14 protein-coding genes are annotated in these 16785 nt (G+C 63.0%); 2 read left to right on the top strand and 12 right to left on the bottom strand.

Annotated elements, in window-relative coordinates:
- Window positions 1-30 precede the first annotated feature (30 nt).
- On the top strand, window positions 31-1248 hold the full coding sequence (locus tag JG747_RS10120; protein WP_202361699.1) for an MFS transporter: 1218 nt from the start codon (window positions 31-33) through the stop codon (window positions 1246-1248).
- Window positions 1249-1255: 7 nt separating this feature from the next.
- Here the strand turns inward: JG747_RS10120 and JG747_RS10115 are convergent, their stop codons facing one another.
- The 12 genes from JG747_RS10115 to JG747_RS10060 form a co-directional block, all read right to left on the bottom strand.
- Window positions 1256-2101 (bottom strand): EamA family transporter, encoded by an 846-nt coding sequence (locus JG747_RS10115; protein ID WP_019861084.1) that lies wholly within the window; start codon window positions 2099-2101, stop codon window positions 1256-1258.
- Between the two features lie 6 nt (window positions 2102-2107).
- Complete coding sequence (locus JG747_RS10110; RefSeq protein WP_202361698.1) at window positions 2108-3016, bottom strand: endonuclease/exonuclease/phosphatase family protein; 909 nt, start codon at window positions 3014-3016, stop codon at window positions 2108-2110.
- Between the two features lie 215 nt (window positions 3017-3231).
- Window positions 3232-4785 carry a cation:proton antiporter gene (locus JG747_RS10105; RefSeq protein WP_202361697.1) on the bottom strand — a complete coding sequence of 518 codons (1554 nt, stop codon included), beginning with the start codon at window positions 4783-4785 and terminating at the stop codon, window positions 3232-3234.
- A gap of 227 nt (window positions 4786-5012) precedes the next feature.
- A complete protein-coding gene (locus tag JG747_RS10100; RefSeq protein ID WP_202361696.1) occupies window positions 5013-6077 on the bottom strand; it encodes an ABC transporter ATP-binding protein in 1065 nt (354 codons plus the stop codon).
- A 15-nt stretch (window positions 6078-6092) separates the two neighbouring features.
- Window positions 6093-6884: an ABC transporter permease gene (locus JG747_RS10095; protein ID WP_202361695.1), complete on the bottom strand. Its 792-nt coding sequence runs from the start codon at window positions 6882-6884 to the stop codon at window positions 6093-6095.
- Window positions 6881-7798: an ABC transporter permease gene (locus JG747_RS10090; RefSeq protein WP_019861091.1), complete on the bottom strand. Its 918-nt coding sequence runs from the start codon at window positions 7796-7798 to the stop codon at window positions 6881-6883. Before JG747_RS10090 ends, JG747_RS10095 begins: the two co-directional genes overlap by 4 nt.
- A 64-nt stretch (window positions 7799-7862) precedes the next feature.
- Window positions 7863-8969, bottom strand: a complete 1107-nt coding sequence (locus JG747_RS10085) for an ABC transporter substrate-binding protein (protein ID WP_019861092.1) — start codon at window positions 8967-8969, stop codon at window positions 7863-7865.
- A 243-nt stretch (window positions 8970-9212) separates the two neighbouring features.
- Entirely contained in the window at window positions 9213-10385 is a 1173-nt protein-coding gene (locus tag JG747_RS10080; RefSeq protein WP_202361694.1) for an iron-containing alcohol dehydrogenase, read from the bottom strand.
- Window positions 10386-10402: 17 nt separating this feature from the next.
- Window positions 10403-11791, bottom strand: a complete 1389-nt coding sequence (locus JG747_RS10075) for an aldehyde dehydrogenase family protein (protein WP_202361693.1) — start codon at window positions 11789-11791, stop codon at window positions 10403-10405.
- A gap of 84 nt (window positions 11792-11875) precedes the next feature.
- The gene (locus JG747_RS10070; protein WP_027047383.1) at window positions 11876-13246 is read right to left on the bottom strand and encodes a glutamine synthetase family protein; all 1371 of its coding nucleotides are present in this window, start codon (window positions 13244-13246) and stop codon (window positions 11876-11878) included.
- A gap of 86 nt (window positions 13247-13332) precedes the next feature.
- Entirely contained in the window at window positions 13333-14889 is a 1557-nt protein-coding gene (locus JG747_RS10065) for an amino acid permease (protein ID WP_019861096.1), read from the bottom strand.
- A gap of 21 nt (window positions 14890-14910) precedes the next feature.
- On the bottom strand, window positions 14911-15729 hold the full coding sequence (locus JG747_RS10060; RefSeq protein ID WP_038649489.1) for an N-formylglutamate amidohydrolase: 819 nt from the start codon (window positions 15727-15729) through the stop codon (window positions 14911-14913).
- A 136-nt stretch (window positions 15730-15865) separates the two neighbouring features.
- Between JG747_RS10060 and JG747_RS10055 the strand changes: the two genes are divergently transcribed.
- Complete coding sequence (locus JG747_RS10055; protein ID WP_020629035.1) at window positions 15866-16693, top strand: MurR/RpiR family transcriptional regulator; 828 nt, start codon at window positions 15866-15868, stop codon at window positions 16691-16693.
- The last annotated feature ends 92 nt before the right edge of the window (window positions 16694-16785 follow it).

Genomic DNA, 16785 nt, shown 5'->3' with positions numbered 1-16785 from the left:
GTTCCTTTGGGGGCACCAAAGGAGGACGCCTTGAATCTCACCGTCGAGCAGAAGAAAACCGTTCTGGCATCATTCCTGGGCTGGACGCTCGATGCTTTTGATTTCTTCCTTCTGACATTCCTGCTCACCGATATTGCGAGTGAATTCCACACCGATGTCCCGGCAGTCTCAAAGGCACTGTTCCTGACCTTGGCAACGCGCTTCATCGGCGCGTTTTTCTTTGGCATGCTCGCCGACAAATATGGGCGCAAGCCCATCCTCATGCTCAACATCGTCAGCTATTCGGTGATCGGCGCGCTTGCCGCCTTCTCGCCCAATCTCGGCATTTTCCTCGCCCTGCGCGCTTTGTTCGGCATAGCCATGGGCGGCGAATGGGGGCTTGGCAGTTCGCTCGCCATGGAATCCATCCCGCCCAGCGCGCGCGGCTTCGTATCGGGCATCCTGCAATGCGGCTATCCCGCAGGCTACCTCCTAGCGGCGGTGGTCTACGGCCTGCTCTACCAGCAGACGATCGGCGGCTACACGATCGGCTGGCGCGCCATGTTCCTGCTCTCCTTCGTGCCGGCGCTGATCGTGCTCTTCATCCGCTCGCACGTGCCGGAATCGCCGGCCTTCGTCGAGGCGCGGAAATCGGTCAGACCGGGTCTCCTGGAAACGCTGCAGAAGCACTGGGGCGTCGCGCTCTATGCCGTCGTGCTGATGATGTTCTTCAATTTCTTCAGCCATGGCACGCAGGACCTCAACCCGACCTTCCTGAAGAAGCAGCATGGCTTCGATCCTCACACGGTGAGCTGGATCACCATCGTCGCCAATATCGGCGCCATCGTCGGCGGCCTGGCCTTCGGCGCGCTGTCGGAGAGGATCGGCCGCGTCAACGCCATCACACTTGCCTGCCTGATCGCCCTGCCGTCGATCCCGCTATGGGCCTACAGCACCACGCCCTTCATGCTGGCCATCGGCGCTTTCGTCATGCAGGTGGCCGTCCAGGGCGCCTGGGGCGTCATCCCGGTTCATCTCAACGAACTGTCGCCGGGTGCGGTCCGCGCGACCTTGCCCGGCTTCATCTATCAGGCCGGCAACCTTGCCGCATCCTATGGCGGACCGTATCAGGCGGGCATAGCGGAGGCGGCCGGAGGCAGCTACGGCTATGCGCTGGCGCTTTTCGCCGGCGTGGTCGCCGTCTGCATCATCGTCGTCATCCGCTTCAGCCCGGAACGACGCGGCCAGGTGATGACAGTCCTGGGTTGAGTGCGGCCTAACCCAGCCGCAGCGCGATAACCCCGGCAACGATGCTGAGCGCGGCAGCGCCGCGCCAGCCCGTCATCTTCTCGCCAAGCGCATAGACCGAGATCAGCATGGCGAACAGGATCGAGGTTTCGCGCAGCGATGCCACCGAGGCGATCGGCGCCTTGGTCATCGCCCACATCACGATCCAGTAGGCCGCGCCGCTGAGCACGCCGGTGAACAGCCCGGCCTTCCAGTCGCGCGCCAGCACGGGCAGTGACTGCGGCCCGCGGAAGATGAGGCACAGCACCAGCGCCCATGTCGCGTCGCAGACGAACAGCCAGGCCGCGTAGCTTTGCGCCGTCGCCGCCAGCCGCGCGCCGCTGCCGTCCGACAGTGTGTAGCTGGCAATGAAGATCGACGTGCCGAGTGCAAAACCGACGGCGCGCAGGTTGAGCTTCTCCAGATGCGCGCCGCCGCGAAACGACATCACCAGCGTGCCGGCCGACAAAAGCAGGATGCCGAGAATGGCAAACGGTGCCGGCACCTCCTGCACCACCACGATGCCACCAAGTGCTGCCAGCAGCGGTGCCGTGCCGCGCGCCAGAGGATAGGTCTGGGCGAAATCGCCGGCCTTGTAGGCGCCGATCAGGAAGGTTCGGTAGCCCATGTGGAAGACCACCGAAGCGAGAATGAATGGCCAGACCTCGGCCTTCGGGAATTCGACGAAAGGGAGCACGAACAGCGCGGCAAACCCCATGCCCAATGTCATCAGCGTGATCGACAGGAAGCGGTCGAGATGCACCTTGACCAGCGCGTTCCAGATCGCGTGCATGGCGGCTGCGGCAAGCACCGCGAAGAAGACGAAAAGCGTCATTCGGGTCTATCGACCTCCCAAGCCGAGCGGCGTTTCGAGATCGATGTCGACTCGGACCGGGAAATGGTCGGACGCCACTTCGCCTATGTCGGATGCGACCGAGCGGACCCGCCCCGCGAACATCCCGCCGACGAAACAGTGGTCGAGCCGGCGCTTTGCCAGCCTGCCGTCGATGATCTTCTCATGCGTGTGGAAGTCATCAGCGGGTTCGATCACCACGACGGCGGCATCGACGAAGCCGTCGAGATAGGCAGCACCCCGATGATAGGGCGTGCTGCCGACGATGCGGCGGTATTCGGCGCTGCCCGGCTCCATGTTGAAATCGCCCATCCAGATCGCCGCCAGCGGATTTTCCGGCTCGGCTTCGCCGCTGGTCCAGTTGCGCGAAGGCTCGTCATCGATACCGCTCCACGGCCCGCTGTCTGACGGCGCACGGCGGTGCTCGGCCAGCAGATAGTCGATCTGCTCCAGCCGCTCCTCGGCGGCGATATGGGCGAGATGCAAGGACAGTACCCGCACCGGGCCGACCGGCGTACGGATCATGCATTCGAGCGCCGCGTTGCGTGTGTTGAGCGGCCTGAGCGTCCGGTGCATCGGCAGCACATGCAGGCGCGACCAGACGATCGGCAGTTTCGACAGAACCATGGTGCCGAACTGCCGGCGCCGATTGACCAGGCGACCATCCCGTCGCTCGCTGGCGTCCATGTCGAAGGCCGGGCCGTAGACCCAGTGATAGTCCGGCAGCAGGCGCGACAGCAGCTCCGGCTGGTCGTCGAAATGGCTGCGCTGCCAGTGCCGCTCGACCTCCTGCAAGGCAATGATGTCGGCGCCGTCGACGATGCGCGCCGCGCGCGAAAGATCGTAGCGGCCGTCGCTGCCGAACCCGTACTGGATGTTGTAGCTGACCAGCTTCATTGCTTACCCGGCTCACCTTCGGTGATGGCAGTAGCCGCTCAGTGGATTGCTTGCAATGTGCAGGAGAATGCAAGCGGCTTGTGCCAGAAGCGTCCCCCATGCCCCGCCGCGCGATCATGCACCGATTCCGGACCGCTCCGGTATCCTCCGCCCGCCGGAAAACGCCGCGAGGCATCCAACCAACGCAAGCGGTTCAGCTCCGTCGAAGAACCGTCCTAATCGGTGGTCAATGGCTGGAATCGGCCCGCTGGCGATGCCGCCAGTTCCGCCCAGTCGATCTCTTCCTCCAGCCGGTGATAGGCTTCGTCGCCGATCGTGCCGTTGCTGCGCAATTCCTCCAGCGTGTCGCGCTGGCGGTTGATGGCGTAGAGGCGCAGCCGGTCATATTCGGTTGCCGCCTGTGCGTCTTCCGGGTTTTCCGCGATCACGCGCTGAGCCTCGTACTGCTCGCGCACGACAGCCGCCGCGGCCGATGTCTTGCGGCTCAGCACGTCGAGTGCGGCCTGCATGACGGCAACGCGCGCCTGCGCAACCTCATTGTCGACGGTTCTGTCGGGATCAAAGTTGAGTATCCGCAGCAGAGGCTTCAGCGTCATCCCCTGCAGCACCAGCGTGCCCAGAACCACCGCGAAGGCAGCAAGCACGATCGGGTCGCGTCCAGGAAAGCCGGCCGGCAGGGCAATGGCCACCACCAGCGTCACCAGCCCCCGCATGCCGCACCAGCCGACCAGCACGGCGCCGCCAAATGTCGGCAAATCCCGCTTGCTGTCTTCGGCGCCGAGACGGGCAAACCATCGGATGATCGCAACATAACTCGCCACCCAGACGAGGCGCGCCACGATGACGACAACCAGCACCGTCGCGGCAAACAGAAAGGCCTCGCCCTGCCCTTCGCCCGAAAGCCGGCCGACGATCGACCGTGCCTGCAGGCCCATCAGCACGAAAGCCAGCACGTTGAGAACGAACACCGCCGACTCCCAGACCGAATAGGTGCTGACACGACGTCTCGCCGACATGCGGCGCGGCGCCCTGCGCGCAATCGTGATGGCGTAGACGACGATGGTGATGATGGCGGAAAGACCGAGCTTGTCGGCCAGTATCCACACGCCAAACGTCCCGGCGAACTGCACCACGGTGCTGCTCGCCGCATCCTCGATACGGGTTAGCGTCAGCAGCGAGAGGCGGCCAAGCAGATAACCGGCTATCAGGCTGCCGATCGTCGACAGCAGGATCACCGGAATGGCGTTGCTCAGCATGATGGAGCCGAGTGCCGCCGAAACCGCCAGACGGTAGATCAAGAGCGCGGTGGCATCGTTGAGCAGGCTTTCGCCTTGCAGGATGGCGGTGATGCGGTGCGGCACCTTGAATTGCCCGAGAACGGCACTCGCCGCCACCGCATCCGGCGGCGCGACGATGGCGCCGAGCGCGATCGCCGCCGCGATCGGCAAGCCGGCCATCTTCCAGCCGACGAAGGCAACCACGACAGTGGTGAAGATGACGGCGCCAAGCGCCAAGAGCAGCAGCGACAGCCGGTAGCGCTTCAGGTCGCGCAGCGACGTGTCATAGGCTGCATCGAGAAGCACCGGCGCGATGAACAGGGCAAGCGCCAGTTCCGGATCGATCTCGATCATCGGTGCGCCAGGCACGAAGGCGATGCCAACCCCGGCCAGTGCCAGCAGCGACGGATAGGGGACCTCCAGCCGCCGCGACAGCGCCGTCAGCGCGACAGCCGTCAAAAGCAGGACAAGGGTGAGTTCAAAAAGAGCCATGGCTCATCGTAGCGGTGAAGAGCGACGGTTGGCAGTACCCCGAGGCAGGATACTGTTGATTGTCGAAGCCTTGGCCTGCCCAGGGATTTAAAAGTGACCAACTGAGGGCGGTGCCGACGGTTGGTTATGACAGACACCGAACCCACGGCATCGAGGGTTGCGAGCATCGACGATCAAGATGCGTTGTTCGGCGCATCAGAGACCGCCGCGGAATGACGTTCGCTCCGCTAGTGCAAGACCAGCATGTCGCCCGATGAGAACGAAATCTCGGCCTTCTCGCCGACCGCCGGTGGCGGCGTGGCCGAGTTGTTGAATGTGTCGAGCGACACTGTGTTGCCGCCGATGCCTACGCGGACCCGGATCACCGAGCCGAGGAAGTGCACTTCGGATATCTCTCCGGTCAGGCTGGAGTCACGGCCGGGCTGGCGGCCGAGCGAAATCGCCTCGGGCCGCAGCGCCAGCGACAGCGTGTCGCCGGACTTCGAGCCGTTGAGCTTGCCCTTGAGCGAGACTTCCTGCGTGTTGACCTGAACCGTGCCGGCCGCGGCATCGGTGACCTTGCCTTCGAGCACGTTGAGCGTGCCGACGAAATTGGCGACGAATTTGGTCGCCGGCCGGTTGTAGATCTCGAACGGCGTGGCGACCTGCTCGGCCTTGCCGCCATACATGACGGCGATGCGGTCGGAGATCGACAGCGCCTCTTCCTGGTCATGCGTGACGAAGATGGTGGTGATGCCGAGCTTCTTCTGGATCGAACGGATTTCCTCGCGCAGCGACACGCGCACCTTGGCATCCAGCGCCGACAGCGGCTCGTCGAGCAAAAGCAGCTTCGGCCTCGGCGCGATCGCACGCGCCAGCGCGATGCGCTGCTGCTGGCCGCCCGAGAGCTGGTAGGGATAGCGGTCGGCCATCTGCGGCAGCTTGATCATGTCGAGCATCTCGGCGACGCGCTTGTCGGCATCGGCCTTGTTCATGCCGGCAACCTTCAGCCCGAAGGCGATGTTCTGCGCCACGGTCAGGTTGGGAAACAGCGCGTAGGCCTGGAAGACCATGCCGACATTGCGCTGGTTGGGCTTCAGCCGCGTAATGTCCTTGCCGGCGACGACGATCTTGCCGGCCGACGGATCCTCGAAGCCGGCAACCATGCGCAGGACGGTGGTCTTGCCGCAACCGGACGGTCCGAGGAACGAGACGAACTCGCCCGGCTCGACATCGAGGCTGAAGTCCTGGACCACGGTGTTGGAACCGTAGGACTTTCGCACGTGCTGGATGGACAGGAATGGCTCGGCCATGGCTTTTCTCTCAGGTCAATTCGGGCGGTTCGACGACTTCGGCGCGAACCGGGACAGGATCTGGATGAGCGACATACAGCCCCAGGTAATGGCGAAGGCGATGATGGCAAGGGCTGCCGGTTCATAGGCGCGGTTCGCGCCGATGTTCTGCAGGTACGGCCCAAAGGCCGGGCGGTTCAGCAGGCTGGCCATGGTGAACTCGCCAATGACGATGGCGAAGGTCAGGAAGGCACCCGACAGCACGGCGATCAGCACATTGGGCAGGATGACGCGGCCGATGATCGTGCCCCAGCCGGCGCCCAGGATCTGCGCTGCTTCCGTCAAGGTCCGCACGTCGATGGTGCGCAGCCCGGTATCGACGGCACGATACATGTAAGGCAGTGCCAGCGTTGCATAGCCGATCACCAGCAAGGCATTGGCGCCCATGTTGCTGCCAAGGAACGGCAGCGGCGAATTCGAGCCGTACATCCTGATATAGCCGAAAACGATGACGATGGCCGGAATGACCAGCGGCAAGAGCGTGATGAATTCGACGACCGGCCTGAGCTGCGGCAGACGCAGCCGGATCCAGTAGGCCGCCGGCACGACGACCAGCACACCAAGGATGATGGTGAAGATCGCGGCGACCACCGAATACAGGAAGGTGGACTGGAAGCGCGCGTCGCCCAGCACGATCTGATAGGCATCGAAGGAATGGACGCCGCGGCGCATGCGCAGCGAGAATTCGACCGTCGCCATCAGCGGGATGAAGAAATACGCCGCACCCACGATGAAGACGACCCAGGCCCAGAATTTTCCCGACTTCATTTCAGCCACCTTTCGGAGCGAGTCCGGAACCAGATGTAGAAGACATTGGCCAGGCCGGTGATGACGATCATGCCGAAGGCGATGGCGTAGCCGAGCTGCGGATTGTGCAACACGTCGCCATTGATCTGCGAGTAGAGCTTGATGGGGACGATGTTGAGCGCCGGGCCGGCAAACGCGTAGGCCGTGGCAATGGCGCCAAAGGCATTGGCGAATAGAAGAATGACGGTGCCGAGGAAGCTCGGCCATATCACCGGGATGACCACCATGCGCCAATACTGCGCCTGCGTGGCGCCGAGCGTGGCCGCCGCCTCGCCCCATTCCTTCTTCAACCCGTCGATGGCCGGCACGATGATGACCACCATCAGCGGGATCTGGAAGAACAGGTAGACCGCGATCAGACCCGATGTGGTGAGGAAATTGAAGCCCATTGCGTAGATGTTGATGTTGAGGACATCACGCAGAAGCGTCGTGACGATGCCGACGCGGCCGAGCGTGGCCAGGAAGGCGAAGGCCAGCGGCAGGCCGGCGAAATTCGAGGCGACTCCGGAGAAAGTCAGGGTCGCGGAGCGCGTCCAGCTTGGCAGTCCGCCGCGCACGATGGCGATGGCTATTGCCAGCCCGGCAAACGCGCCGATGATGGCCGACCAGAAACTGATCTTGATCGAAACCCAGTAGGAACTGCTGATCGACGGATCGCTGACCAACTGCAGAATGTTGTCGAACGTAAGCTGACCATCACTGTTCTGGAAAGCCCCGATCACGAGATAGATCGTGGGCAGGATCAGGAACATCAGCGCGAAGATGAAGAAGGGCGCCACGCCGATCCATTGCGTCGGCAGGCGAAATGCGGTCGCCTCGTTGGGCGGCGCGGGCTTGGAGGCAATCGTTCGATTTGAAAGCGTAAGATCGGTCATGCGCCGGCTACCGTCTTCGAGGAAAGGCCGGGCGGCCTTGCGACCGCCCGGTGGATTTCAAGTGCTACTTGACGTTGGCGCCGACAACGGCGTCCCAGTTCTTGCTGATGGCTTCCTTGGCCTTGCCCTGCTCGTCAAGCGTCGGGAACGCGGCGGCGGCATAGGATTCCGCCGGCGGCAGCTTGGCCAGCACATCCGCCGGGATCTTGCCGTTCTTGGCGAGATCGTTGAAGCGGATCGGGTGGCAATAGCCCTTCAGCCAGCCGATCTGGCCTTCGTCGGAATAGAGGTATTCCATCCACAGCTTGGCAGCGTTCGGGTGCGGCGCGAAGGCGCTGATCGCCTGCACGTAGACACCGGCGACGACGCCCGTCTTCGGCACGATGACGTCGACGGGCGGGTTGCCCTTCAGCGTGTCGCGGCCAGCAAGCGCGTTGTAGTCCCAGTTGATCAGGATCGGCGTCTGGCCCTGGGCGAGTGTTGCCGGCTTGCCGACGACCGGGACAAAGTTACCGGCGGCGTTGAGCTTCTTGAAGAAGTCGAGGCCAGCCTTGCCGGCGGCTTCACCGGCAGCGGCGCCCGTCGACAGGCCGGAGGCGTACACCGCCTGGATGGCCTGGTTCGAAGCACGCGGATCACCGGCGACGGCGACAGCGTTGGCGAATTCCGGCTTCAGGAGATCGGCCCAGTCCTTCGGCGATTCCTTGATCAGGTCCTTGTTCACCATGAACGACAGAACGCCGTAATAGTCGCCGTACCAGGCGCCATCGGCATCCTTGGCGCTGTCGGGGATCGAGTCCCAGGTCGACACCTTGTAAGGCATCAGCAGGCCGTCGGCCTTGGCGGTCGGGCCGAAGGACAGGCCGACGTCGATGACGTCGGGAGCCTGCGGGCCCTTGTTGTCCTTGTTGGCCTTGATCGCCTCGACCTCGTCGCCGGAGCCGGCATCGGGGTTGAGCTCGTTGATGGTGATTTCCGGATACTTCGCCTTGAAGCCGGCGATGACGTCGCCGTAACCGCACCAGTCATGCGGCAGCGCGATGGTGGTGAGCTGGCCTTCAGCCTTCGCGGCCTTGACGAGATCGTCCAGCGAAGCCGCGGACGAAATCACCGACGACACCATAAGGGTCGCGGCCGAGAGGGAAAGCACCTTCCCCGTGAATTTGAACATGTGTTCTCTCCGTTGAACTGACGCCGTTGGACGCCTGCGATGCGGTATCGTTTTCATGTGACAGCCAGATGAAAGCTTTATGAAACCATTGGCCGGCAGCAGAAAAAGTTAACTCTTTTTAACGGGCTGTAGCAATTAGCCATCACTTATTTTTCCGGCTAATCACTTTCCGCCTTGCATTTCATCCTTTCCCCCTTGGTTAGCCCTGATTTTCCAGATCAATTTTCGGCAATGACAATGCCGTCAGATCGTGCCGGCGATAGCGTTTTCCAGCAGCGTCAGCGCTGCCTTCTTGGTCAGCTTGACCGGGTTGCCGCCAGCCGTCGGATCGACCACCGCCATGTCGGCGATCAGCGCCTTGCGCTTCTTGTCCATGTCGAGCCCCTTGATCAGGCCCGGCAGCGCGTGCGGCACCTTCAACTCCTTGCGCAGCTTGATGATCGCCTTGGCGAACCCATCGAAGCCGCCCTTGATGCCGCAATAGGCGGCGAGCCGGGCGATACGCTCCTCGATGGAGTCACGGTTGAAGGTGAGCACATAGGGCATGAACACCGCATTGGTCATGCCGTGATGGGTGTCGTAGAGCGCGCCGATCGGGTGCGACAGCGAGTGGATGGCACCCAGCCCCTTCTGGAAAGCGGCGGCGCCCATGGCGGCGGCACTCATCATATGGGCGCGCGCGACCAGGTCCTTGCCGTTGGCATAGGCCTTCGGCAAGTTCTCGAACACCAGCCGGATGCCCTCCACCGCGATGCCGTCAGCCATCGGATGGTAACCCGGCGCGCAATAGGCCTCGAGGCAGTGGGCAAGCGCATCCATGCCGGTGCCGGCGGTGATGAAGGCGGGCATGCCGACCGACAGTTCCGGATCGGCGATGACGATCGCCGGCAGGAGCTTCGGATGGAAGATGACCTTCTTGGTGTGCGTCTCCTCATTGGTGATGACGCCGGCGCGGCCGACTTCCGAGCCGGTGCCGGCCGTGGTCGGCACGGCGATGATCGGCGCGATCGCATCCGAATTGGCGCGCGTCCACCAGTCGCCGACATCCTCGAAATCCCACACCGGCCGCGTCTGGCCGGCCTGGAAGGCGATCAGCTTGCCGAGATCGAGCGCCGAGCCGCCGCCGAAGGCGATGACGCCGTCATGCTTGCCCTTCTTGTACACGGCGATGCCGGCGGTGAGGTTGGAATCGACCGGGTTGGGCTTCACCTCGGAAAACACGCCGTAAGGCACCTTGGCATCGTCGAGGATTTTCAGCGTCGAAGCGACGACCGGCAGTTTCGCCAGGCCCGGATCGGTGACGAAGAGCGGCCGCTTGATACCGGTGGCCGCGAGCACCTCTGGCAGTTCCTGAATGCGCCCGGCGCCGAAGCGGACGGTGGTGGGGTAGTTCCATTTGGAGATGAGCTTGGACATTTTTGTCTTTCGATAAATCAGATGGCTTCGCGCAGGTGGAAGGATTTCGGCCGGGTCAGATTGTCATAGCCGATGGCCGACAGTCCCGCGCCCTTGCCGGTGTCCTTGACGCCGGTCCAGACCAGCGCCGGATCGAGATAGTCGCAGCGGTTCATGAACACCGTGCCGGTTTCGACGCGGTTGCCGATCGCCACCGCGTGTTCGGTATCGCGGGTCCAGATCGAGGCGGTCAACCCATAGGCGCTGTCGTTCATCAGCGCGATCGCCTCCTCGTCATTGCGCACCTTCATGATGCCGACGATCGGGCCAAAGCTTTCCTCGCGCATGACGCTCATCTGGTGGTCGACTTCGGTCAGCACTTCCGGCGCGAGATACGGCGAACCGGCCTTGTCGTCAGCCACCTTCATGTTGATGTGCGCCTTGGCGCCCTTGCGCAGCGCTTCGGCCTTTTGCTCGCGGATCAGGTCGGCAAAGCGCGCCTGCGCCATCGGCCCCATCGTCGTTGCCTGTTCCAGCGGATTACCGACGACATAGTTCTTCGTCTCGGCGATGAAGCCTTCGACGAATTCGTCATAGACCTTCTCGTGCACATAGACGCGTTCGATGCCGCAACAGCACTGGCCGGAATTGTAGAAGGCACCGTCGACCAGATTGGCAACCGCATGGTCCATCTTGGCGTCGGGCAGCACATAGGCCGGGTCCTTGCCGCCAAGCTCGAGGCCGAGCGTCATGAAAGTGCCTGCCGCCGCCTTTTCGATGGCGCGGCCCCCGCCGACCGAACCGGTAAAGTTCACATGGTCGATCTTGCCGGAACCGAGCAGCTTTTCGGTCTGCGCATGGTTGAGCACGACATTCTGGAACACGCCCTTTGGCAGGCCCGCTTTGTCGAAGGCCTGTTGAAAACGCTCGCCGACGAGCAGCGTCTGCGCCGCGTGCTTGAGGATGACGGCGTTGCCGGCCATCAGCGCCGGCACGATGGTGTTGACGGCGGTCAGGTAAGGATAATTCCACGGTGCGATCACCATGACGACGCCGAGCGGATCCTTCTTCACATAGCGGCGAAACCCATCCTTCGGGTTTGAGGCCGGCACGGATTTCAGCGCCTGTTCGGCGATCTCGACCATGTAATTGGTACGTTCCTTGACGCCGCCGAACTCGCCGCCATAGCGCACCGGCCGCCCCATCTGCCAGGCGATCTCCGGCACGATCTCGTAGGTCATCGCCACCAGCGCTTCGAGCATCGCCAGCATGTACTTGCCGCGCTCGACGATCGGTACCTGCGCCCACTTCTCCTGCGCTGCCTTGGCGCGCTCGACCGCGGCATTGACCGCCTGGTCCGTTGCCACGGGCCGCTCGGCGTAGATCGAGCCGTCGATGGGGGATTTCAACTTGACCGTTTCGGTCATTCCTTCAGTCCTCGCACTTCATGAAATCTTGGGTTTGACGCCGCCCGCCATCCTGCGATGGCCAGGGGGCGGCGCCGACACTGCTTAGTACCGCTCAAACCCCCTGTGCAGTTCCCAATCCGTAATGCGGCGGTCGTATTCGAACTGCTCCCATTTGGCGGTGTGGACATAATGCTCGAGCACGTCCTCGCCGAGCGCCTGTTTCAGCATCTTCGACTTGGCCAGCGTCTCGGTGGCGTCGCGCAGCGTCTTCGGAATCTCAGGCAGACGAGACGCCTGGTAGGCATCGCCGACGAACGGCTTTTGCAGTTCGAGCTTCTCGTCGATGCCTGCGAGCCCGGCGGCGATCAGCGCCGCGAAGGCGAGATAGGGGTTGAGGTCGGCGCCGCCGATGCGGCATTCCATGCGGATGCCCTTGGTGCCCTCGCCGCACAGGCGGAAGCCGGCGGTGCGGTTGTCCTCGCTCCACATGATCTTGGTCGGCGCGAAGGTGCCGGCCTGGAAGCGCTTGTAGGAATTGATGTAGGGCGCCAGGAACCAGGTGAACTCCTTGGCGTATTTCAACTGCCCCGCCGCCCATTGCTGGCCGAGCGTCGACAGCGTCCAGTCCGCCTTCTTGTCGAAGAACAATGGCGTCTTGCCGTCGGCGCTCCACAGCGAATTGTGGATGTGGCTGGAGTTGCCGGCGAGCCCGTAATTGTATTTGGACATGAAGGAGATCGCCTTGCCTTCGGACTCGGCGATTTCCTTGGCGCCGTTCTTCAGGATGACGTGGCGGTCGGCCATGTCGAGCGCCTCGGCATAGCGCACATTGATCTCTTCCTGGCCCGGGCCCCATTCGCCCTTGGAATTCTCGATCGGGATGCCGGCGGCTTCCATCTCGTTGCGAAGCCGGCGCATGACGCCTTCTTCCTTGGTAGTGATGCCGATCTGATAGTCGCCGATATAGGGCGAGGCGGTATCTAGGCCCTGCCAGTGCTTCTTGCGGGCGGAATCATAGGTCTCGTTGAACAGGTAGAATTCGAGTTCGGAAGCGAAATAGCCGATATAGCCGCGCTCGGAGAGCCGCTTGACCTGCTTCTTCAGGATGGCGCGCGGCGAATGCGGCAGGTCGTCATGGGTGTGGTGATCGAGCACGTCGCAGATCACGAGCGCTGTCTTCTCCAGCCACGGAATGCGCCGCAGCGTCGCCAGATCCGGCTTCATGACGAAGTCGCCATAGCCCTTCGACCAGCTTGCCGCCTTGTAGCCGGGCACCGGTTCCATATCGATGTCGGCGGCCAGCAGATAGTTGCAGCCATGCGTTTCGTCATGCGCGGAATCGACGAAGTACTGCGCCAGGAACCGCTTTCCCGCCAGCCGCCCCTGCATGTCGACGATGCAGGCCAGCACCGTGTCGATCTCACCGCTGGAGACCGCCTTCTTCAACTGATCGAACGAGAAATTTCCGGCCATTCCTGTGGCACTCCAGCGCTTGGTCATTGAAAGGGATAAATGAAACCATGGCCGGCACGTGCCGGCCATGGCCTTGATGGGAGATGTCAGTGGCCGGTTTCGCCGACCGCCTGTTCCGCTGCCTTGATCGCTGCCTGGCGTGCCGCGATGATGTCGCCGAGCGGCGGGCCCTGGAAGCGGTTGCGCTCGAAGCCGAACCAGACGATCGCCGTCAGGATGAAGAAGCCGACGGTGATGTAGAGCGCCCAGTCGTTCGGCGGCTGGATACCTATGACGAAGATCAGGATCATCGACACGATCGAAAGGAAGGCAAACAGCATGAACACGCCGCGCCCCATGTTCCACGGCCCCATCTTGTCCCACTTCGGCGTGCCCCAGGCCAGCATGCCGAGCACGATCGGCACGGTGAAGGAAAGGAACAGGAAGATGACGGTGCAGGACACCACGATGGTGTAGGCCGAGGTACCGGCGACCGAAACCAGCGTCGAGCCCCAGACGAACAGCACCGACAGGATCGACGCCGTCCAGATCGCCGCCACCGGCGTGCGATAGGTCGGGCTGACCTTGGCGAGTGCCGCCGAGCCGGGCAGGCCGCCGTCACGCGAGAAGGCGAAGATCATGCGCGATGCCGACGTCACCGTGGCCAGACCGCACAGCAACTGCGACACGAACACGACGAGATAGACGAATTCCTTGACGCCGGGGCTGACGCGCTGGTCGAAAGCCCAGAAGAACACGTTCCAGCCCTGCTTGGCGGCGTCGTCCATGTTCGGGATCATCAGCACGAAAGCGACCAGGAACAGATAGCCGAAGAGCGCCGACCAGACGACCGACATCACCATGGCGCGCGGCACGGAAGACGCCGCCTTGATGGTTTCTTCGGACGTGTGTGCCGAAGCGTCGTAGCCGGTGATCGTATAGATCGGCAGCAACAGGCCAAGTGCAAACACCCAGGCATTCGAAACCGACGGCCAGACACCGCCGCCTGCGTCACCCGAGTAGTTGTGGAACGTGAACAGGCGGCTAAAATCCCAATGTTCGGCCGAAATCAGGCAGACCACCGCGATCAGGATCGCGCCGAAGAAGATCAAATAACCCGAGAAGTCGGTCAGCTTTGCCGTCAGCTTGATGCCGAGATGATTGATCAGCGCCTGCAGGCCGGTGACCACGACCAGGAAGATCATCTGGTTGGTCAGCGTGCCCTCGATGCCGAGTGCCGGCCCGAAGGCGCCGACGAAGAACGTCCAGGTGCCGACGTTGATGGCGCCGAGCACGGTGATCAGGCCGAGCAGGTTGAGCCAGGCCGTCACCCAGCCGGTGCCGCGGTTGCCGAGGATCGAACCCCAGTGATAGAGGCCGCCGGCCGTCGGATAGGCCGAGCTGATCTGCGACATGGCAACAGCGAAGGTCAGTGACACGAAGCAGCCGACCAGCCAGCCGATGCCGATGCCGATGCCGCCCGCGCCCGACGTGCCTTGCGCCAGCGAATTGATGCCGCCCGACAGGATGCAGATGATGGAGAAGGAAACCGCGAAATTCGAAAAGCGGCTGAGACGCCGCTCCAGTTCCTGGGCATAGCCCATGCTGTGGAGGTGCTTTACGTCCTCCGCCTTGTCAACGTCTGTATAACCCGGTGCTGCCATTGGAAGTCCCCTGTTTGTTTCTCAGCTGGCCGATTGGACTGACTTTCTGACTGAATGCGATCTGGGCCGCGTGGCCTCCTCTGGTTCCAGATCCGAAAAAATGCCTGTGAGCAGATCCGCCCATTTCCGCTGCCCGGTCTCACCGGAGATTTCATCGTTGCGGATTTCGATCATCGCGCAGGGCAACCCGCGCGAGCGCGCATGCCGCTCCAGCGTGAAATAGACGCGATCGGCCGGCGAATAGGGTTCGTTGACACCGACGGTGATGCCGGCAAGTCGCTTGAGCGCCGATATCAGCGGCGACGCCAGCCGGCGATCCTCGTCATGGATGATGCCGATATGCCAGGGCCGGTCGTGACCCTTGTAGACCGGCGTGAAAGAATGCACGGACACCAGCCGGGTCTCCTGGCCGCGCGCCAGCCGTTCCTCGACGATGCGTTCGATGGTGCCGTGAAACGGCTGCCATGACAGGGCGATCCGTTCCGCGCGCTGCTTTTCCGACAGGCCGGCATTGCCCGGTATGGATGTCGTCTCGCTGATCGGCGGCACGAGGTCCGGCGCGTCGAGCGGCCGGTTGCAGTCGATGACGAGGCGCGAAATGCGGGTTTCGACCAGCGTCGCATCGAGCGCTTGCGCCATGCGCGTTGCCACCGGCAGCGCACCTGGATCCCAGGCGATGTGGCGGGACAGGTCTTCGGCGGCAAGGCCGAGCGTGCCGAATTCGGCGGGCAGGAAATTGGAGGCGTGGTCGCAGGTCAGCACGAAAGGGCTCGATCCGCCCGGGTTCGTCACCCTCACGGTATCGGACGATGCAAGGCTGGCGGGCCGTGCTTTCTCCATAGTCTGCCGTCCCCGGGGAGCGCTGTATCGTATGTTACGTATTTTGCCTCATTGCGTCCCTATGGATGATTTCATACAGTTTACCCGGCTTTGTCAAATGCGATCTCATGGGCCAAGCCAAGGGGTGGGGGAAAAGATGATTTCCAGCATTGCCGAACTGATCGCCGACCGCATCGGCACGATGCCGGCCGGCGAGCGGCGAGCGGCGCAGACGCTGATCGCCAGCTATCCGATGATCGGCCTGAAGACGGTCGCCGAATTCTCGACCGCGGCCGGCGTCTCCTCGCCAACGATCCTGCGCTTCGTGGCCCGGCTCGGCTTCCAGAACTATCCGGAGTTCCAGTCGAGCCTGCAGGACGAATTGGCGGCGCAGCTGCAGTCTCCGGCCATACGAACGCTCAACCCGCCCTCGCCCGGCGGCGGCACGGTCTCGCCAATGCTGGAAGCGACGCTCGACAATATGCGCGAGACCTTCCGCCACCTCTCCGACAAGCAGCTGACGGACATCGCGGCACGGCTTGCCGACCGGCGTGGCAAGACATTCCTCATCGGCGGCCGCTTCACCGATCCGCTGGCGCGCTACATGGCCGCCCACCTTGCCGTCATCCAGCCCGATGTCTTTCACCTCGCCGGCCAGGAGAGCATGTGGCGCGACCGGCTGATCGACATGGGCAAGCGCGACGTACTGGTGATCTTCGACATCCGGCGCTACCAGGACAGCCTCGTCCGTTTCGCCGAGAAGGCGCATCAGCGCGGGGTCCAGATCGTGCTGTTCACCGACCAGTGGCTTTCGCCGATCGCCCGGTTTGCCCGCCATGTCATCGCCGGACGAACCGCGGTGCCGTCCGCGTGGGATTCCTCGGCCGCGCTCTTCGTCGTCGTCGAAACGCTGATCGGCGCCGTCACCAGACAGCTCGAGGCCGACGGCGCCCGGCGCATCCGTGAAATGGAAGGCCTGCGCTAGCAAGGTCACCAGCCAATCGCATCCGGGCCAGGCGGGCATCTCGAATTCACGTTACCGAGATTTAATGTGCACGATTGCGTGATAATTGCCAT

The sequence above is a fragment of the Mesorhizobium sp. 131-3-5 genome (assembly GCF_016756575.1).
Classification (GTDB): Bacteria; Pseudomonadota; Alphaproteobacteria; order Rhizobiales; family Rhizobiaceae; genus Mesorhizobium; species Mesorhizobium jarvisii.
The sequence above is the reverse complement of the archived record's forward strand: the minus strand, read 5'-3'. Positions and strand labels throughout refer to the sequence as shown.